19 protein-coding genes are annotated in these 18,918 nt (G+C 75.0%); 15 read left to right on the plus strand and 4 right to left on the minus strand.

Going from position 1 to position 18,918, the window contains the following annotated elements; genetic code table 11:
• Positions 1–13 precede the first annotated feature (13 nt).
• The 8 genes from SH587_RS01135 (at position 14) to SH587_RS01170 (ending at position 7,544) form a co-directional block, all read left to right on the plus strand.
• Complete coding sequence (locus SH587_RS01135; protein ID WP_320668703.1) at positions 14–889, plus strand: MaoC/PaaZ C-terminal domain-containing protein; 876 nt, start codon at positions 14–16, stop codon at positions 887–889.
• 39 nt (positions 890–928) lie between these two features.
• A complete protein-coding gene (locus SH587_RS01140; protein ID WP_320668704.1) occupies positions 929–2,203 on the plus strand; it encodes a TIR domain-containing protein in 1,275 nt (424 codons plus the stop codon).
• A 193-nt stretch (positions 2,204–2,396) separates the two neighbouring features.
• Complete coding sequence (locus SH587_RS01145; protein WP_320668705.1) at positions 2,397–2,621, plus strand: hypothetical protein; 225 nt, start codon at positions 2,397–2,399, stop codon at positions 2,619–2,621.
• Positions 2,622–2,687: 66 nt separating this feature from the next.
• Positions 2,688–3,350 (plus strand): response regulator transcription factor, encoded by a 663-nt coding sequence (locus tag SH587_RS01150; RefSeq protein ID WP_320668706.1) that lies wholly within the window; start codon positions 2,688–2,690, stop codon positions 3,348–3,350.
• Entirely contained in the window at positions 3,347–4,648 is a 1,302-nt protein-coding gene (locus SH587_RS01155; protein ID WP_320668707.1) for a sensor histidine kinase, read from the plus strand. The genes SH587_RS01150 and SH587_RS01155 overlap by 4 nt, the downstream gene beginning before the upstream one ends.
• 120 nt (positions 4,649–4,768) lie before the next feature.
• Positions 4,769–5,989 (plus strand): CARDB domain-containing protein, encoded by a 1,221-nt coding sequence (locus SH587_RS01160; protein WP_320668708.1) that lies wholly within the window; start codon positions 4,769–4,771, stop codon positions 5,987–5,989.
• A gap of 34 nt (positions 5,990–6,023) precedes the next feature.
• On the plus strand, positions 6,024–6,656 hold the full coding sequence (locus SH587_RS01165; RefSeq protein ID WP_320668709.1) for a TetR/AcrR family transcriptional regulator: 633 nt from the start codon (positions 6,024–6,026) through the stop codon (positions 6,654–6,656).
• 66 nt (positions 6,657–6,722) lie between these two features.
• Complete coding sequence (locus SH587_RS01170; RefSeq protein ID WP_320668914.1) at positions 6,723–7,544, plus strand: SDR family NAD(P)-dependent oxidoreductase; 822 nt, start codon at positions 6,723–6,725, stop codon at positions 7,542–7,544.
• 9 nt (positions 7,545–7,553) lie between these two features.
• On the opposite strand, the gene SH587_RS01175 is transcribed toward SH587_RS01170, so the two are convergent.
• A complete protein-coding gene (locus SH587_RS01175; protein ID WP_320668710.1) occupies positions 7,554–7,949 on the minus strand; it encodes a VOC family protein in 396 nt (131 codons plus the stop codon).
• Between the two features lie 248 nt (positions 7,950–8,197).
• Between SH587_RS01175 and SH587_RS01180 the strand changes: the two genes are divergently transcribed.
• Together SH587_RS01180 and SH587_RS01185 are read left to right on the plus strand one after the other, a co-directional pair.
• Positions 8,198–9,379 (plus strand): NHL repeat-containing protein, encoded by a 1,182-nt coding sequence (locus SH587_RS01180; protein ID WP_320668711.1) that lies wholly within the window; start codon positions 8,198–8,200, stop codon positions 9,377–9,379.
• 153 nt (positions 9,380–9,532) lie between these two features.
• Positions 9,533–10,258 carry a hypothetical protein gene (locus tag SH587_RS01185; protein ID WP_320668712.1) on the plus strand — a complete coding sequence of 242 codons (726 nt, stop codon included), beginning with the start codon at positions 9,533–9,535 and terminating at the stop codon, positions 10,256–10,258.
• Positions 10,259–10,443: 185 nt separating this feature from the next.
• Here the strand turns inward: SH587_RS01185 and SH587_RS01190 are convergent, their stop codons facing one another.
• Positions 10,444–11,136, minus strand: a complete 693-nt coding sequence (locus SH587_RS01190) for an NADPH-dependent F420 reductase (protein ID WP_320668713.1) — start codon at positions 11,134–11,136, stop codon at positions 10,444–10,446.
• A complete protein-coding gene (locus SH587_RS01195) occupies positions 11,129–12,178 on the minus strand; it encodes an LLM class flavin-dependent oxidoreductase (RefSeq protein ID WP_320668714.1) in 1,050 nt (349 codons plus the stop codon). The genes SH587_RS01190 and SH587_RS01195 overlap by 8 nt, the downstream gene beginning before the upstream one ends.
• 52 nt (positions 12,179–12,230) lie before the next feature.
• Between SH587_RS01195 and SH587_RS01200 the strand changes: the two genes are divergently transcribed.
• From SH587_RS01200 to SH587_RS01220, 5 genes are read left to right on the plus strand one after another with little or no spacing between them, the layout of a single operon-like run.
• The gene (locus SH587_RS01200) at positions 12,231–12,737 is read left to right on the plus strand and encodes a MarR family winged helix-turn-helix transcriptional regulator (protein WP_320668715.1); all 507 of its coding nucleotides are present in this window, start codon (positions 12,231–12,233) and stop codon (positions 12,735–12,737) included.
• A gap of 49 nt (positions 12,738–12,786) precedes the next feature.
• Complete coding sequence (locus SH587_RS01205; RefSeq protein WP_320668716.1) at positions 12,787–14,520, plus strand: sensor histidine kinase; 1,734 nt, start codon at positions 12,787–12,789, stop codon at positions 14,518–14,520.
• 55 nt (positions 14,521–14,575) lie between these two features.
• Positions 14,576–16,252, plus strand: coding sequence for an NAD(P)/FAD-dependent oxidoreductase (locus SH587_RS01210; RefSeq protein WP_320668717.1), 1,677 nt, complete (start codon positions 14,576–14,578; stop codon positions 16,250–16,252).
• Between the two features lie 5 nt (positions 16,253–16,257).
• A complete protein-coding gene (locus tag SH587_RS01215; RefSeq protein WP_320668718.1) occupies positions 16,258–17,709 on the plus strand; it encodes a sensor histidine kinase in 1,452 nt (483 codons plus the stop codon).
• A 23-nt stretch (positions 17,710–17,732) separates the two neighbouring features.
• The gene (locus tag SH587_RS01220) at positions 17,733–18,047 is read left to right on the plus strand and encodes a UBP-type zinc finger domain-containing protein (RefSeq protein ID WP_320668719.1); all 315 of its coding nucleotides are present in this window, start codon (positions 17,733–17,735) and stop codon (positions 18,045–18,047) included.
• A 162-nt stretch (positions 18,048–18,209) separates the two neighbouring features.
• On the opposite strand, the gene SH587_RS01225 is transcribed toward SH587_RS01220, so the two are convergent.
• A complete protein-coding gene (locus tag SH587_RS01225) occupies positions 18,210–18,839 on the minus strand; it encodes a TetR family transcriptional regulator (RefSeq protein WP_320668720.1) in 630 nt (209 codons plus the stop codon).
• Between the last annotated feature and the right edge of the window lie 79 nt (positions 18,840–18,918).

An 18,918-nucleotide genomic window follows, 5' to 3' on the forward strand; every position in this document is an offset into this window, starting at 1 on the left:
GTGGGCGGTGGCCGTGGGCCTCGCCGCTGACGCGGTCGGGCGGCGCGCCCGGCCCTGGTCCGGGGTCGTCGACGGGCGCTGGCTGATGGCCTACGCCGCCGGCCTCGGGCACGCCGAGGACGTCTACTTCGACACCACCCGCGCGCCCGGCGTGGTCGCCCACCCGGTCTTCCCGATCGCCCCCGAATGGGCGCTGCTGACCCAGCCCGAGAGCGGTCTCGACCTGGGGCTGTCGGTGCCGGAGGCGCTGCGCGGCGTGCACGCCGGTCACGACCTGCACCAGCACCGGCCGATCGTCCCCGACCGGCCGATCACGGTCGAGGCGCAGGTGGTCGGGGTCGAGCGGGCAGCGGCCGGCGCGCGCACGACGACCCGCTTCGACGGCCGGGCCGAGGACGGCACGGCGCTCTGGACCTCGTGGATGCGGACCGTCTACCGCGGGGTCGCGGTCGACGGCGAGGAGCGGCCGCCGGCCGATGCCCCGCCGCCGCCGGTCGCGGCCGACGAGCAGCCCGACCGCCGCGTCCGCGGGATCGCGATCGACGTCGCCGCGCCCCACGTCTACGGCGAGTGCGCGCGGATCTGGAACCCGATCCACAGCGACCGCGCGATCGCCCGCGCGGTCGGCCTGGACGGGCCGATCCTGCACGGCAGCGCGACCCTCGCCCACGCCGTCGACGAGGCGCTCACCGCGCTCGGCGCCGGACCGCGACAGGTGCGGCGGTTGGGGGCCGGCTTCCGGTCGGCGGTCGCGGTCCCCTCGGCGATCGCCGTCGTCGTGACCGCGACCGGCCGGCAGGCCGACGGCGACCGCCTGGCCCGCTTCGAGGTCCGCGAGGAGTCCGGTGGGGTCGTGCTGCGCGACGGCTTCCTGGTGGTGGGGGAGTAGCGGGCCGGCGACCGGGGCCGGCGTTAGCCTCTTCGCAGGATGGAGCTTGAAGACGGACTCCGATCAGCGCTCGGCGCGCTTCGGATGCTGGACGCCGGAACGTTCAATGAACTTGGCGTCTACGAGGGAGGCGACCACGGGCGCGTCGAGGTCGCCAACGACTCAACGGGGGAGTACTCCAGCCTGTACCTAGGCCACATCGAGGAACTCATAGTCCGTGGCTACTTGACGCGGCGCGACGAGTTCATTCGACTCACTCCCAAGGGGCGTGGTGAGCCGAGACGTACGGCTCAAGAGGTGGCCGTCGGCAAGATCGTGCAGGAAAAGGACCGCCGTAAGGTCATGGTCGTCTGCGGACGCAACCAGTTGGCGATTGATGAACTGTTCGCGTTTCTCCGGGCGATTGATTTGCAGCCGGCGGAGTGGTCGACCCTTGTCAAGGACACGCGGACTGGAGCGCCCTATGTCGGCGAAGTCCTCGATAGGGCGTTTGTCACGTCCCAGGCAGTCGTGGTGTTCGCTACCCCTGATGATGTCGCGACCTTGCGCACCGAGTACCGCGGGGTCGACGAACCGTCCTACGAGACGGAGCTGACGCCCCAAGTTCGTCCGAACGTGCTCTTCGAGGCAGGCTTGGCATTCGGTAGCCATCCCGCGCGGACGATCCTGGTCGAACTAGGGACGCTTCGCCCCGTCAGTGATCTCTCTGGTCGTCATGCCGTCCGCCTTAACGGTCATTCCGGACCCTTGCGAGAGATCGCGATGCGGCTGAAGACCGCCGGGTGCGCGGTTGATCTGGAGCGCGAACCCTGGCATCGACCGCGGGACTATCCGAACCTGGACCCGTCCTCGTTGCCCCGCAGCGTGAGCGTTTCGCAGCAGCCCGCCTTCGACCCCCCCGATGCGTCGTTACAGCGGAGTGAGGAGCCCCGGGTAGAGGCCGAGGAGCCACCAGCCAGGAGCGGCGCAGCCGACGCGCCGGCCTCCGGGCCACATGAGCGCCTGCGGCAGCTGCTGCGGGAAGGCCGCCAGCTTTCTCAGTACGCGAGCGCAGCCGCTCTGGGCGCGGTTCCGCAGAGCGCCAGGGTGACAAGGGCGGACGCGGACGTTTGGGCTGGGCGTGTCGTACGGCTTTTGCGACGACTCGATGCGGGCTTGGTCGCCCATTTCGAGTACGTGCCTCCGTCGGAGCGACTCCGTTTCGGGGCGGGGGTGGAGATCACACCGCGCTTTCTGCGGCGCCTGGAACGCCGGGTCGCAAACCTCAGCGACATCGTTGAGGATCTACCGGGAGATCAACCCGCAGCCGTGTAGCGACAGCTTCGCAGGCTGAGCACGGAGAATCCGAGGCTAGTGCCAACTCGCGCCTTGCTTCGCGCTTTCCCCCCCAAGGCGGCTCGTGGCATGACGTTCATCGGTCCCGAGCGACCGCCCCCGCCCGCTTCACGTCAGCTTCATGCGGCGGCCGCCAGGGTGATCTGGTCCGTCCGCCCCCGTGGAGCGCCCGATGCCCTTCCCCGCCTTCCGCCCCGTCCTCGCGGCGGCCACGCTGCTCGCCGCCCCGCGGGCCGAGATCCAGGGCCAGCCGGTCGGCCGCTTCCGGCCCGGCCCCTTCGACGGCGCCGCGGCGGCCTACGAGGACCGCGTCGACGACTACGTCACCTCCGAGCCGGCGCTCGACTACGCGGCCGGATCGATCCTGCTGCTGGCCGCCGTCGGACCCCGTTCCTGACGGCCGGCGGCGGAACGGGGGACGATCGACGTGTTCGGTGTACGGGGACGAAGCTATGCTCGCCCGATGCGGATCCTCGTGGTCGAGGACGAGGAGGAGCTGGCGGTCGCGGTCGCCGAGCGGCTGCGCGCCGAGGGCTTCGGCGTCGACGTCGCCGGCACCGTCGCCGAGGCGCGCTTCCACGCCGACCTCCACTCCTACGACGCCATCGTGCTCGACCGGCGGCTGCCCGACGGCGAGGGCGGCGCGCTCTGCGGCGCGTGGCGGCAGGCGGGCGTCGAGACGCCGATCCTGCTGCTGACCGCGATGGACCAGACCAGCGACGTGGTCGACGGCTTCGGCGCCGGCGCCGACGACTACCTGACCAAGCCGTTCGCGACCGAGGTGCTGGTGGCGCGGATCCACGCGCTGCTGCGCCGCCGTCCGACCCGCCGCCACGACGCGATCGACGTCGGCGCGCTGCGGATCGAGCCGGCCCGCCGGCGGGTCCGCCGTGACGGGGTGATCGTCCCGCTGACGACGAAGGAGTTCGCGCTGCTGGCCTTCCTGGCCGACCGCGCGGGCGAGGTCGTCGACCGCTTCGACATCCTCGAGCACTGCTGGGACCACGCCTACGAGCCGGAGTCGAACGTGGTCGACGTGCACGTGGCGGCGCTGCGGCGGAAGCTCGGCGCGAGCGCGATCGAGACGGTCCGCGGGGCGGGCTACCGGCTGGCGGACGGCTCGTGACCGGCGACGAGCTGGCGCGGCTGCGGCGGCGCCTGGCCGCGTCGTACGCGGCGGTCTCGCTGGTGGTGCTGCTGGTGCTGGCCGTGCTGGTGGTGATCGAGGCCCGCGACCAGCGGCGCGAGCAGCAGGACCGGCTGGTCGAGCGGACCGCGCTCTCGGCCGACGGCTTCGCCTACCCCGAGGGCGAGCCGAGCCACCTGGTCGTCGACCGCCAGCCGGACGGCTACTTCGGTCCCGCCCGGCGTCCCGGCGCCCCGGTCGCCGTCGTCGACCCGGGCGGGCGGATCGTCGGCGGCCCCCGCGACCTGCTCGACGCGGCCGCGGCCCGCCGGGCCTACGCGCGGGTCCGCAACGGCGGCCGGCTGCAGCTGGTGACCGACGAGACCGGCGGCGAGCGGGTGCGGGTGGCGACGAGCCCGGTCGAGGGCACCGACGGGGTGCTGGCCGCGATCGTCGCCGTCGAGCCGCTGGCGGCGGTCACCGACGACCTGCTGCCGACCGGCCTGCGGGTGGCGGCCGCGACGCTGGCCCTGTGGCTGCTGACCGTCGCCGCCGGCTGGCTGCTGGCCGGCCGGGCGCTGCGGCCGGCGGCGGCCGTGGCCCGCCGCGAGGAGGCGTTCCTGGCCGACGCGGCCCACGAGCTGCGGACGCCCGTGGCGGTGATCCGGGCGCGGGCCGAGCAGGCCCTGCGCGAGCTGGGACCGTCGCCGCCGGCGGACGCGCCGGTCGGGGCCCTGCAGGCGATCGAGCGGGCGGCCGAGCGGGCCTCGGGGACGATCGCCGACATGCTCGAGCTGGCCCGGCTCGACGCTCGTCGCGGCCGCTTCGAGCGCGAGCCGCTGCGGCTCGACCTGCTGCTGGAGCAGCTGGTCGAGGAGTACCACGAGACCGCCGCCAAGGCCGGGGCCGAGCTGCGGCTGGAGGTCGCCGGCGAGGCGGTGGTGCTGGCCGACGAGCGGCTGCTGGGCCGGGCGATCGCCAACCTGGTCGAGAACGCGATCCGCTACGGCGCGGTCGGCGGCGCGATCGACGTCGGGCTGACGCTCGGCGACGGCGTGGCGCTGGTCGACGTCCACGACCACGGTCCCGGCGTCCCCCCGGCCCAGCGGGCGGCGATCTTCGACCGCTTCCACCGCGCCAGCGGGACCGCGGGCGGCTCGGGGCTGGGGCTGCCGATCGCGCGGCTGGTGGCCGAGTCGCACGACGGCGGGCTCGAGCTGCTGCCGGCGGCGGAGGACCGGCCGGGGGCCCGCTTCCGGCTGCGGGTGCCGTTGGCGGCGGCGCCCGCCAGCGACTGAGGGCGATCCCGCCGGCCCTTCATGGGCGCTTCATCCGCCCCCTGCGAGGTTGCCTTTCGTCCACTGAACGCCGATGCTGGAAACCCGCAGCAGCGGCACGAAGCCACCCGAGGCCCTCCCATGCGCAAGCCGTCCACCCTCCGTACTCCAGCGCTCCTGCTCGCCGGTCCGCTGCTGCTCGCCGCCCTCGCGCCCGCCGCGTCGGCCGCGTCCCGTCCCGACCTCTCCGTCAGCGCCGGCAGCGTCCGCGTCAAGGCCGGCGCCGTGAGCGGCTCGGTCGGCGTCCGCAACCAGGGACGGGTCGGAGCGACCACCGTCGTCCTGCGGGCCGAGCGCTCCAGCCGTCGCCGGACCGTCCAGACGGTGCGGCTGAGCGGTCGCCGCCGCTCGTCGACCCGCAGCGTCCGCTTCCGGGCCACGCCAAAGGGCCTGGTCGCCGGCCGCTACCGCCTGCGGGCCTGCGTCGATCCCGCCAACGACGTCCGCGAGCGTCGCGAGGGCAACAACTGCCGGACCGTCGGCACGCTGACGATCGGCGCGGCCGGCACGCCCGATCCGACGCCGAACCCGGATCCGACGCCGAGCGGCGGCCGCGACCAGCCGGCGGCCCCGCCCTGCGGCACGCCGGCCTGCGCCCCGGCGGCGATCCCGGAGCGCGAGAAGCCGTTCGCGATCGACGACGCCCTCGGTCGCTACTGGGCCTTCGTCCCGACCGACTACGACCCGGCCCAGCCGACCCGGCTGCTGGTCTGGCTGCACGGCTGCGGCGGCGAGAGCGCCGGCGACCTGTTCGTGGTCGGGGACTACTACGACGACCAGCGCTACATCTCGATCGCGCCCGACGGCGCCGACGGCGGCTGCTGGAGCATGAGCACCGGCCCGCGCCGCGTCCTGACCGCGATCTCCGACGCGATCGCCCGCTTCCGGATCGACCCCCGCCGGGTCGTGATCGGCGGCTACTCCTCCGGCGGCGACCTCTCCTACCGGACGGCCTTCTACAACGCCAAGACCTTCGCCGGCCTGCTGGCGATGAACACCGCGCCGTTCCAGGACACCGGCTCGACCGCCTCCGCCTCGCTGGCCGCCGCGGCCTGGAAGTTCCCGGTCGTCCACGTCGCGCACAGCGCCGACGACGCCTACCCGATCGCCGGCGTCCGCAACGAGATCCAGACCCTGAAGGGCGGCGGCTTCCCGGTCACCTTCGTCGAGCGGACGGGCCACCACTACGACCCGAACCCGGGCGAGCCGAACTACGTCGCCGGCCAGCCGAGCACCGACGAGGAGATCCAGTCGCAGCTGGTTCCGCACATGAAGGACGACTGGACCAGCCCGGCGTCGTAGGCGGGGCCCGCCCCGAACCACGATGATCCCGGTCGTGGCCGAGAGACGGACCAGGCTGGGCGCGCGGACCGACGTCGCTCGCCGGCAGCGGGGGCGGGCGACGATCGATCGGCTGCTCGACGCGTCGCTGGCGATCGTCGAGCAGGAGGGGTTGGAGGGGCTGACGACGACGGCCGTGACCCGCGCCAGCGGGGTCAGCGTCGGCAGCCTCTACCACCACTTCGGCAGCTTCGAGGGGCTGGCGGCTGAGCTCTACGCGCGTTCGATGGCGGCGCTGCTCGACGCGCTGGTGGCCGAGCTGGAGCGCAGCCGGACCGCGCGCACCGGGGTCCTCCGGTTCGTCGAGGGCTACCTGCGGTGGGGCGTGGAGCACCCGGTCGAGGCGCGGGTGATCCACGGGTCGGCCTTCGCCGGCTTCCTGGCCGCCAACGCCGCGGCGGTCGATGAGGCGAAGGGTCCGCGGATGGCCCGGATGCTGGCCTGGATCGAGCCCTTCATGGCCCGCGGCGACGTGGTCCGGTTGTCGCCTCCGATGCTCGAGGCGCTGCTGGTCGGACCGCCGGCCGAGGCCACCCGGCGCTGGCTGGCCGGCGCCGCCGGCTACGACCTCGACGACGCCCGCCGGGCGCTGCCGGAACGGGTGTGGCGGTCAGTTTCTAGAGAGTAGTTCTAGAATTTCTCTCGGTTTGTGGGTAAGGTGTCGGCCGTGGCCCACCAGGAGCGGACCGTCGTGGTGACCGGTGCCAATCGCGGCATCGGGCGCGCTGTGACCACGGATCTCGTCTCCGCCAGGGGGTGGCGGGTGATCGCGGTCTGCCGCGATCCGCGCGAAGGCGAAGGGCTGCGACGGGCGCTGGCCACCTGCCCCGGCGAGGTCCGGGTCGTCATCGGCGACCTCGCCGGGGCACGCGTCGCCCGCGAGGCGGCGGCGCGGATCCGCGCCGCCTGCGACCGGATCGACGTCCTGATCCACAACGCGGGCGTCTGGCCGGCTCGCCGCGAGCTGGTCGAGGGTGGCGTCGAGCGGGCGTTCGCCGTCAACCACCTGGCCCCGTTCCTGCTCAACCACGAGCTGGAACCGCGGCTGGTCGACGGCGGGCGGATCGTCCAGGTCAGCGCCGGCCTCCACGTCAAGGGCCGGGCCGACGTCGAGCGGGTCTGGAACGGCGCGAGCTTCCACCCGATCCGCACCTACGCCGACACCAAGCTCTGCAACCTGCTGACCCTGGCGCGGTTCGCGGAGCGGCTGCGGCCGCGCGGGATCGCCATCAACGCCGTCCATCCGGGGGTGATCCGGACCGGGCTCGGCGACCGCGGCGGTCCGCTCGGCCTGCTGCTGCGACTGGTCAAGCGCGGCTGGGCCGACCCGACCGACGCCGTCGCCCCGATCGTCCGGCTGGCCCGCGACCCGGCCCTGGCCGGCGTCAGCGGCCGCTACTACGAGATCGAGCAGGAGCAGCCGCTGGCGCCGCTCGCCGCCGATCCGGTCGTGGCCGACGCCGTCTGGCGGCAGGCGCGGCGGCTCTCCGGGCTCGACCCTCTGGCCGCGGCCTGACCGCTGCCCTCAAGCGCTGGTCGCGACCTTCCAGAGGTGGCCGTCGGGGTCGCCGAACCAGCCGTCGTAGCCGCCCCACTGGGCGGCGGTCGGCGGCTTGACGAGGGTCGCCCCGGCCGCCTCGGCCGCGCCCAGCAGCTCGTCGACCTGCGCGCGCGAGTCGACGATCACGTGCAGCGATACCGCCCGGAAGCCGGAGCCGTCGGCGGCGACGCCGGCGTCCTGGGCGGCGGTCTCGCGGTCGACGAGGGCCAGCGAGGTCGAGCCGGCGCCGAGCCGCAGGCGGGCGAAGCCGGGCACGTCCTGCTCGATCTCGCCCCCCATCCCCTCGCCGTAGAAGCGCTTGGCGCGGTCGAGGTCCGCGACCCCGAGCAGGACGACGTCGATCTGGAGCGTGGCGTTCATGGGGGCGAGTGTAGGAACGGCGTTCGGCCCCGGCTTCTCGATTCCTGACCGGTCCGCGGGACACCTGCGTCACCCGTACACGACCGTTGCTATGGTCGGCCGACCGGTCCTCATCGGCCGGTCGACCCGGCGCCGTCCCGCCGCCGGGGCCGTCCCCCCCCGCGGCTCCAGGAGCACCAGTGAACCCGTTCCCCTGCCGCGCGACCGCGTCGAGCGGCCGCCGGTCACCCCGTACCGCGATCCTCGCCATGGCCGCCCTGGCGACGCTCACCGCCGCGCCGGCCGCCGACGCCGCCTGGGAGGTCGAGCGCTCGTGGGCGGTCGACGGCCTGATCGACCTCGACGTCTCCGAGCGCGGCGACGTCCGGGCCCTGATCGACGGGCCCGGATCGACCGACACGGTCCGCCGCTACGACGGCTCCGGGAAGCAGATCGCCAGCTGGTCGTTGCCGGGCGGCAACGCCCAGGTCGTCTCCGCCAACGGCGTCGACGGGACGATGGTGGTCGACGGCGACAGCGCCCTGACCGCGTTCGACGCCGCTGGCCGTCAGACCGGCCGCGGCCTGCTGCAGGTCGGAGGCCAGCCGCTGGCCCTGGGGCTCGGCTTCGCCTTCGACGGTCACGGCGGCTTCTACCTCTCGTACCTCGGCGGCGACAACGGCGCCGGGGTCGTCCGCTACGCCGCCAACGGCCAGCAGCTGGCGGTCTGGGGCGGTCAGGGCAGCGCCGCCGGCCAGTTCCAGCTGCCGAACGACGTCGCCGTCGACGGCCGCGGCAACGTCTTCGTGGCCGACGCCGGCAACGACCGGATCCAGCGCTTCGGCGAGTCGGGCGCCGTCACCGGCGGCTGGGGGCAGACCGGCACGGGCAAGGGCCAGTTCCGCAACCCGGCGGCGGTCGCGGTCGACCGCTCCGGCGACGTCTGGGTGCTCGACGGCGGCCTGATCTCGCCGCTCTCGGTGCCGCTGCGGCTGCAGCGCTTCTCCGCCGACGGCCGCTTCCGCGAGTCGGTCGCGGTGCCGACCGACCGCGGCCCGCGCGGATTCGGCCTGGCCGTCGATGGTCGCGGCCGGTTGGTCGTCGGCACCGGTCGCGGCGGGGTCCAGGGCGGCGTCTTCGTCTTCCGCCCGGTCGCCGACGGCCCGCGGGTGGCGTCCTCCTCGCTCCGCTATCGGCGCGGCCGGATCGCCGTCGCCGTCCGCTGCGGCGGGTCGCGCGCCTGCCGCGGGACGGTCCGGATCAAGAAGGGCAAGGCGACCCTCGGCCGCCGTGGCTACGCGCTGAAGGCGGGTCGCCAGGCGACCGTCGCGGTGACGCCGTCGGCCAGCGGCCGGCGCGTGATCGCGCGCGCCCGCACGCAGCGGGTGACGGTTCAGCTGAAGCCGTCGAAGGGCAAGGCGGTCAGCGCCGCGCTGACCCTGCGGCGCTAGCGCCGCAGCAGGGTCGGCGGCGCCGCTCTGCGACCGCCGTCACCAACGGTGAACGGCAGATCCGGACGCCGAACCGGACCTCCGCATGCCCGCCGGAGGACGGCCGTTCCTGACCTATCGTCCGGCGCGACCACCCCTCCGAAGGAGCAGCGAATGACCACGAGCCGGACCCGCCGGGTCCGTTGGACCCACGTCGGCGCGATCGCCGCCGCGACCATCGCCGCGGCGGCCACCGCGCCGGCCGCCAGCGCGGCGCGGACCGCCCGGGCGCCCGCGGTGACGCTGACCGCGCCGAGCGCCGGGACGGCCCTGGCCGCCCGCGTGACGGTGATCGCCGTCGCCCCGCGCGCCCGCGCGGTCGTCTTCCGCGGCCGCTGGGCCGACGCCGACGGCGTGCTGCGCTGGCACACGATCGGCAGCGATCGATCACGCGCCGACGGCTTCCGGATCGTCTGGCGGCCGGGCAACGCGGTCGCCGTCGACGTCGCGATCCGGGCCAACGCGCTCGACGCCGCCGGCCGCACGATCGGCCGCTCGGCCGCGGTCGCCGTCCGCCGGGCCGGCGGCGACCCGGGCGGCAGTGGCCACGGCGGCGGCAACCTGACCGTCGCCCAGCCGTTCCGCGTCTCCGGCAGCTGCGTCGGCGGCCGCTGCGCCCTGATCCAGCGCGAGCGGCCGACGACCGCCTCGCGCGAGGTCGGGCGGCTGCCGGAGGGCACCGCGGTGCGGGTCGTCTGCCAAGCGACCGGGGCCACGGTGGCGACGATCGGCGGCCGCTCCAGCGTCTGGGACCAGCTGCTCGACGGCAGCTGGGTCAGCGACCTGTACCTGTCGACGAGCGGTCGCGACGGCTTCACGGCGGGCCTTCCCCGCTGCTGATCCGGGCCCGCCGCCGCCCTCGGTCGTCGCGCGAGCCTGCGTACGCCGAACACGACATGCGCCGGCGGGCCTAGACTCCCGGGTCGCACGGGCCCCCCCTCCCGTGCCATCCCAAGCAACGCCCCGGGCGACCCCGTGCACACCAAGCGCCCGGGGCGTTGCGACGGGGCCCCGGCGGGCCCTCGCTAGACCGCGCCGCCGCGTGCCGCGGCGACGATCCGTCCCCGCTCGGAGCGCGGGAAGCGGTCGAGCATCGCCCGCAGCTCGTCGGCCGGGACGTCGGCCCCGAACGGCTCGCTGCCGGGCTCCAGCCGGACGCCGGCGGCGAGTCCACCGGCGACGACCGGGTCGAAGCCCAGCTCGTCGACCAGCGCGGCGACCGTGGCGAGGTCGTCGCGATCGTCGCCGGCGATCGCCACCGCCCGCCGATCGTCGGCGCCGGCGGGCCGGGCGCCCTCCTCCAGGTCGTGGTAGCCGACGTGGTTGAACGCCTTCACCACGCGCGCGCCCGCGAGGAACGCCTGGACCGTCTCGCTCGACGAGGTCCGCGGGTCGGCCAGGTCGTCGCGGATCCCGTCGACCTCCCACCAGTAGTTCATGGCGTCGATCACGAGCTTGCCGCGGAGGGCCTCGGCGGGGATCGTCCGGTACTTGCCGAGCGGCAGCGCGAGGATCACGACGTCGGCCTCCGCCGCCGCCTCGGCCGCGGTCGCGGCGACCGCGCCCGGCAGCATCACCTGGACCGTCAGGGCGATCCGCTCGACCGCGCCGGAGCCGGCGATCAGCACCCGGTGACCGGCGGCCAGTGCCAGCCGGGCGAGGACGATCCCGACCTTGCCAGCCCCGAGGATCGCGACCACGCGCTGATGCTCAGGCATGGATCGGCTCCTGCGCCAGCAGCTCGCGGACCCGCGGCGCGACCTCGCGGCCGAGCAGCTCGATCGTCCGTGCCCGCGCCGCCACCGGCAGCTCGAGCACGTCGTACTTGAGGTCGAAGCGGCTCAGCCGCAGGTCGCGGGCGACCGTCGCGATCTTCCGCGCGACCGTCTCCGGCGAGCCGACGAAGAGCGCGCCGGTCTCGACCTCGCGCTCGTAGCGCTCGCGGGTCGGCGGGTAGAAGCCGCGCTCGCGCGAGAGCCGCTCGACCACCTGACGCCAGTAGGGCCACCACGTCTCGCGGGCCTCCTCGTCGCTGTCGGCGACCAGGCCCAGCGAGTGCTGGCCGACCGGCTGCAGCGGCTGGTCGAACTGCTCCAGCGCCCGGTGGTACAGCTCGACGTGGCCGGCGAACCGCTGCGGCTGGCCGCCGATGATCGCCAGCATCAGCGGCAACCCGTAGCGGGCGGCGCGCACGACCGACTCGGGGCTGCCGCCGACGCCGATCCAGGTCGGGATCCCGCCGGCGGGCATCCGCGGGTGCAGGCGCTGCTCGACCAGCGGCGCCCGGACGCTGCCCGACCAGGTGACCGACGGCTCGCGCTGGAGCCGCATGAACAGCTCCAGCTTCTCCTCGAACAGCTGCTCGTAGTCGGCCAGGTCGTAGCCGAAGAGCGGGAACGAGTCGGTCGCCGAGGCACGGCCGAGGACGATCTGCGCGCGGCCGTTGGAGACCGCGTCGAGGGTCGAGAACTCGTGGTACTGCCGCACCGGATCGTTGGTGCTGAGGACGGTGACCGAGGTCCCGAGCGCGATCCGCTCGGTCGCGCTGGCGATCGCCGCCAGCAGCACCGGGGTCGCCGAGTCGTTGTTGCCCTCGCGGTAGTGCTCGCCGACGTTGAAGACGTCGAGGCCGACCGCCTCGGCCAGCTGCGCCTCGGCGACGATCAGCCGCAGCGTCTCGGCGTCGGAGAGGACGCGCCCGTCGTCGGCGGTCGCGAGCTCGCCGAACGAGTCCAGTCCCAGCTCGAAGTCGTCGTTCATCGGGTCCTCCCGTCCTCGGCCTTAATAGTTGACATGTCAATCGTTGCACGGCATGATTGACATGTCAACCAAGGAGGCAGGGATGGCCCAGCGACGACGGACGCTGCCGACCGCGGAGGAGCTGCGGACCTGGCGCGAGTTCATCGAGACGTTCGACGCGCTCCGCTCCGAGCTGTCGGCGCGGCTGCAGCGCGACTTCGGCCTCTCGGCCGGCGACTACGCGGTCCTGCTCGCGCTCAGCGAGGCCGACGGCCAGCGGCTGCGCCCGTCCGCGATCGCCGACGCGATCGGCTGGGAGCGCAGCCGGCTCTCCCACCACCTGGGCCGGATGGAGCGCCGGGGCCTGGTCCGCCGCGAGCAGTGCCCGGACGACAACCGCGGCGCCGAGGTGGTCCTCGACGCCGCCGGCCGCACCGCCTTCGACCGCGCCGCGCTGCCGCACCTGCGCGACGTCCGGGCGCTGTTCGTCGACGCGCTGACGCCGCAGCAGCTGGAGGCCGCCGGCGAGATCGCCGCGGCGCTGCGGGCGCGGGTCCCGCCGCGGGGCCGCGGCAGCTAGCCGTCCAGCACCGGGGGTGGCCCGGCCGGCCGGTAGTACGCTGTCCACAGTGGGGGACCGACGGGTCGACCAACAACGCCGACTACGGCGCGCGGCGCCGGCAGTCGGCGCCGCCCGGGACGTCGCCGATCCCGCCCCGCAGGCGACCCTCGGACGCGGCGAGCGGCGGCTGATCGCGCTCGCGACGGTGGCGACGCTGGCGATCGCGATCGCCGTCGCGGCCGGGAGCACGCCGGCCTACGCGGCCAACAGCGTCCAGATCGTGCTGACGGTGGCGCTGCTCGTGGCCACGGTCCGCTTCGCCCGGCGGGCGGGGGCGGTGCGGCCGGCGGCGCTGCTCCTTTGCGGGGCCTGGAGCCTGTACCTGATCGGCCTCTGCTGCTGGAACGCCTCGTACCTGGCCGACCTCTCGCCGGCCGCGCCGCGGGTCTGGGACCTGCTCTACATCGCCGCGCTGCCGCTGATGTCGCTCGCGGTCGCGCTGCTGCCGCTGCAACGGTCCGGCCTGCCGGGCGCGTTGCGGCTGCTCTGCGACGGGATCCTGGTCGGCGCCGGGCTGCTGATGATGACCTGGTCGCTGTGGGTCGACGACGTCCTCGACCCGGCGAGCTGGAGCGCCGACTACGTGATCGGCGCCCTCTACACGGTCCTCAACCACCTGCTGCTCGGCGTCGGGCTGGTGGCGGTGCTGCGGACCGGCCGCGCGCCCCGCAGCGCGCTCTCGTGGCTGACCGTCGCCTTCGGGATCTTCGCCGCCGCCAGCATCACCGAGCTGGCCCACGGCTTCGGCGGCCTGACCTTCGACAGCCGCTGGCTCTACGTGCCCTACACCGGCGTCGCGGTGCCGCTGCTGGTCGGCACGCTGCTGGCCGCGCGGGCCCCGGAGCGGGTGGTGATGACCGTCGCGGTCCCGGGCTGGAAGTCGCTGCTGCCGGTGGTGGTCGCCCTCGCCGGGGTCGTGGTCGAGCTGGCGACGCCGAGCGAGCACCCGTTCCCGACCTTCCTGCTCGCCACGCTGCTGGTGGCGATCGTGGCCCGCGAGGGCGTCGCCTACGGCGAGCGGCGGACGGCCCAGCGGGACGCGCTGCTGGAGGTGATGCGGGTCGAGGCCCGCGAGCGGCAGAGCCTGGCCGACGAGCTCCACGACGAGGTGCTGCAGGACCTGGCCGTGATCCGCTGGCACGTCGACGACCTGGCCGAGGGCGGCGGAACGGCCAGCCGCGACGCGGCCGTGGCCGGGATCGTCCGCGCCCAGGAGCAGATCCGGATGCTGCTGGCCGACACCCACCCGGCCGTCGCCGAGCAGCGCGAGCTGCGGGTGACGATCGCGCGGCTGGTCGAGCGCCAGGCCCAGCGGACGCCGGTGCCGATCGACGTCGAGGTCGGGCCGGTCGGCCGGCGACCGGTCGACAGCGTGCTCGAGGCGGTCGCCCGCGAGCTGCTGGCCAACGCGGCCAAGCACGCCCGCGCCTCGCGGATCGGGATCCGGATCGTCGCCCGCGGGAGCGAGATCGAGCTGGTCGTCCACGACGACGGCGTCGGGATGCCGAGCGGCGCCCACGCCCCCGGGCCGGGCCACGTCGGCCTGGCCTCGTGCGCGATGCGGGTGGCCGCGGTCGGCGGCTCGCTGGCGATCGCCCCCCGCCCCGGCGGCGGCACCCAGGCGACCGTCGTCGTCCCGGCGGCCGCGACCGTCGGCCCGGACGGCGGCGCGACGCCCGAGGCCGGGGGTCCGTCGTCGCCCTCGCGGTCGCCGACCGCGCTCCGACCCGCTCGCCGCTGACCCGCGGCGCCCCCGTCCCCGCGGCCCCGCTTGACGCGTGTGGCAAGGTGCGGCTGTGACGGAGAACGGCGGTACCGAGGAGCAACCCGCGCGGCGGCCGGCGATCGTCGCCGTCGACGACGAGCCGGCGGTGCTGGCGGCGGTCGCCCGCGACCTGCGGCGCGGGTTCGGCGACCGCTTCCGGATCCTCCGGGCCTCCTCGGGGGCCGAGGCGCTCGACCTGCTGCGCCAGCTCCGGACCCGTGGCGACGCGGTCGCGCTGCTGATCGCCGACCAGCGGATGCCGGGGATGTCCGGCACCGAGTACCTGGTCGAGGCGCGCAAGCTGGTGCCCGGCGCCAAGCGGGTGCTGCTGACCGCCTACGCCGACACCGACGCGGCGATCCAGGCGATCAACGAGGTCGCGCTCGACTACTACCTGCTGAAGCCGTGGGACCCGCCCGAGGAGCAGCTGTTCCCGGTCGTCGAGGACCTGCTGACCACCTGGGAGGCCGGCGCCGCGCTCGACGCCGGCGGGGTGCGGGTGGTCGGCCACCGGTTCTCGAAGGACTCGCACGACCTGCGCGACTTCCTGGCCCGCAACCGGGTGCCCGCGCGCTGGCTCGACGTCGAGCGCGACGGCGAGGCCCGTGAGCTGCTGCAGGTCGCCGGCGTCCACCCCGACGGGCTGCCGATGGTGCTGCTGGAGGACGGCTCGATCCTGGAGCGGCCGACCGTGCTCGAGCTGGCCGGGCGGCTCGGGGTCAGCGGCCAGGCGACCCAGGAGCACTACGACCTGGTGATCGTCGGCGGCGGTCCCGCCGGGCTGGCGGCCGCGGTCTACGGCGCCTCCGAGGGCCTGCGGACGGTGATGATCGAGCGCGAGGCGCCCGGCGGCCAGGCCGGCCAGTCGAGCCGGATCGAGAACTACCTGGGCTTCCCGGCCGGCCTCTCCGGATCCGACCTGGCCCGCCGCGGCACCGACCAGGCCCGGCGGCTGGGGGCCGAGCTGCTGACCGTCCAGGACGCGGTCGGGCTGCGGGCCGAGGGCGCCGGGCGGATCGTCGAGCTGAGCGGCGGCGACACGCTCAGCGCCAGCTGCGTGCTCGTCGCCTCGGGCGTCTCCTACCGCCAGCTCGACGCGCCCGGGTTCGCCGAGCTGACCGGGGCCGGGATCTACTACGGCGCGGCGATGACCGAGGCCCGCGCCTGCGCCGACCAGCAGGTGGTGGTGATCGGCGGCGCCAACTCGGCCGGGCAGGCGGCGGTCCACTTCGCCGGCTACGCGGGCCGGGTGACGATGCTCGTCCGCGGCCCGTCGCTGCAGGCCTCGATGTCGCACTACCTGATCGAGCAGATCGCGCGGCTGCCGAACGTCGAGGTCCGCACCGGCACCGCGGCGATCGCCGCCGAGGAGGCCGACGGCCGGCTGCGCGGGCTGCGGATCCGCGGCCCCGAGGGCGAGTCCGACCTGGCCGCCGACGCCTGCTTCGTCTTCATCGGCGCCCAGCCGCGGACCGACTGGCTGGACGGCGTGGTCGCCCGCGACGAGCGCGGCTTCATCCTCGCCGGACCCGACGCCCCGGGCGACCGCTGGCCGCTCCCGCGCGAGCCCTACCTGCTGGAGACCAGCGTGCCCGGGGTCTTCGTCGCCGGCGACGTGCGGGCGCGGTCGATCAAGCGGGTGGCGAGCGCCGTCGGCGAGGGCTCGATGGCCGTCTCGCTCGTCCACCAGTACCTGGCGGAGGCGTGAGCCCGATGAGCGATGGCGTCCCCGCCACCCGCGAGCAGCTGCGGACGGTCGACCTCTTCGACGGGCTCGACGACGACCAGCTCGACGCCTGGGCGGCCGCCGCCCGCGTGACCGAGGTCGCGGCCGGGACCGTGCTGGCCGAGCAGGGTCACCAGCCGAGCGGCGTCCACCTGCTGCTGCGCGGCACGGTCCGCAACTGGCTGATCGACGGCGATCGCTCCGAGCCGGTCGGGCGCCAGGACGCTCCGACCTGGATGGGCGCGGTGGCGGTGATCATCGACGGCGCCCACGCGGTCCGGATGCAGACCGACGCGGCGAGCACGGTGGCGGTGATCGCGGCCGACGAGTTCCGGCGCCTGACCTACGAGCACCCGGTCGTCCGCGAGCGGGTGATGGCGAAGGTCTCGCCGGTCGTCCACCGGCTGGCCGCGGTCGAGCAGAACCGCGAGCGGCTGGCCGCGCTCGGCACGATGGCCGCCGGCCTCGCCCACGAGCTGAACAACCCGGCCGCGGCGGCGCGGCGGGCGGCCTCCGACCTGGCCGAGGCGGTCGAGACGGTCAACGGCGCGCTGGTCAGCCTGATCGCGGCCGGGGTCGAGCGGGCCGAGGCGGCGGAGCTGGTCGCGCTCCAGCAGCAGGCGGTCCAGCGGGCGGCGAGCTGCTCGGCGCTCGACGCGCTCGACGCGGCCGACGCCGAGGACGAGCTGCAGGACGCGCTCGACGACGCCGGCGTCGTCGAGGCCTGGCGGATCGTCGAGCCGCTGGCCCGGGCGCGGGTCGACGGCGCCTGGCTGGCGCGGGTCCACGAGCTGGCCGGCGAGGCGACCGACGCGGTCGTCCGCTGGGTGGCGGCGACGCTCTCCGCCCAGGGCCTCGCGCGCGAGCTGCAGGAGTCGACGGCACGGATGTCGGAGCTGGTCGGCGCGGTCAAGTCCTACGCCTACGTCGACCGCGGCGAGGTGGTCGAGGTCGACGTCCACGAGGGGCTGGAGACGACGCTCACCGTCCTCGGCCACAAGCTCAAGCACACGGCGATCGAGGTCGTCCGCGACTACGACCGCACGCTGCCGCCGCTGATGGTCCGTGGCCCGGAGCTGAACCAGGTCTGGACCAACCTGCTCGACAACGCGATCCAGGCCCTCGGCGAGCGGGGCACGATCACGATCGCCACCCGCCGCGACGGCTCCTGCGCGCTGGTCGAGATCGCCGACGACGGTCCCGGGATGCCGCCCGAGGTCCGCGACCGGGTCTTCGAGTCGTTCTTCACCACCAAGGACGTCGGCCAGGGCACCGGCCTCGGCCTGACCACCGCCCGCAGCATCGTCGTCGACCGCCACCACGGCTCGCTGACCGTCGACTCCGAGCCGGGGCGGACGGTCTTCCACGTCTGGATCCCCTTCGAGAGCCCGGCCGCCGACGGCGACGGCCCGATCGCCGTCGCGCCGAGCGCTGCCTGAACCCGCACGCCGAGGAGCCTCCGATGCCCGCCTGCACCCACGCCGACCACGTCCGGATCACCGAGCTGCCGGAGGCGGTCGACGGCTGCGAGCAGTGCCTGGCCGTCGGCGGCGGCTGGGTCCACCTGCGGATCTGCCTGGAGTGCGGCCACGTCGGCTGCTGCGACTCCTCGCCCGGCCGCCACGCCTCGGCCCACGCGGCCGAGAGCGGCCACCCGCTGATCCGCTCGATCGAGCCCGGCGAGCGCTGGTCGTGGTGCTTCGTCGACGAGGTCGCGCTGCGGATCGACGCCGTCCGCGGCGAGCCGCGGATCCCGCCCTCGCCGCTGGCCGGGTGAGCGGCGGCCCGGTCGCCGGGGTGGGCGGGGCGAACGTCGCACACCGCCGCCGGCGCTCCGGCCCGTGCGACGTTCACCACCGCCAAGGGGGTGGAACGTCGCACGGGGGCGGGGCGGCGGGTGGGCGTGTGACGTTCCCCCCGCCCCACCCCCTCGGCCCGGTCAGCCGCGGGTCCCGGCCAGCGCCCCGCCGGCCTCGAGGAAGAACCGCGAGGCCCGCGCCACCAGCTCGTCGCGCGACCACTCCAGCTCGCCGACGTGCCAGGCGGCCATCACGTCGGCGACGGCGCTGATCCCCAGCTCGCCGGCCAGCTGGGCCGAGGCGCGGTCGCCGGCCGTCGGCCAGAAGAGCGTGGCGCGGGCGGCGATCTCGGCGGCCAGCGCGCGGGCGGTGACGGCGCGGCCGCGGGTGATCACCTCGCTCGACTGGCTCTCGTGGGCCAGCACGCTGAGGCGCGGTTCGGAGAGCATCAGGTCGACCAGGCCCTCGATCAGCGCGTGGGTCCGGGCCTCGGGCGAGTCGCCGCGGCGGGCGGCCTGCTCCAGCACGCCGGTGGCGACGGCGACGATGTCCTCGAAGAGCGCGTCGATCAGGGCCTCGCGGTTGGCGAAGCTCTCGTAGAAGTAGCGCTCGCTGAGCTTCGCGGCCTGGCAGACGCCGGTCACCGTCAGGTTCTTCGCGTCGCCGTCGGCCAGCAGCGCGCGGGCCGCCTTCAGCAGCCGCGTGCGGCGCTGCGCCTGGCGCTCGTCGGCGGTCAGGCCGTTGTAGACGCGTTGGCCGGCGGTGGACACGGCAGCCATGGTCGCAGAGACGACCCGAATCTGACAAGGGCCTTTCTTGACATCTGGAAATCGCTCTGTCAGAGTGGCG

Source organism: Patulibacter defluvii (assembly GCF_034096925.1).
In the GTDB taxonomy this organism is placed as follows: Bacteria; Actinomycetota; Thermoleophilia; order Solirubrobacterales; family Solirubrobacteraceae; genus Patulibacter; species Patulibacter defluvii.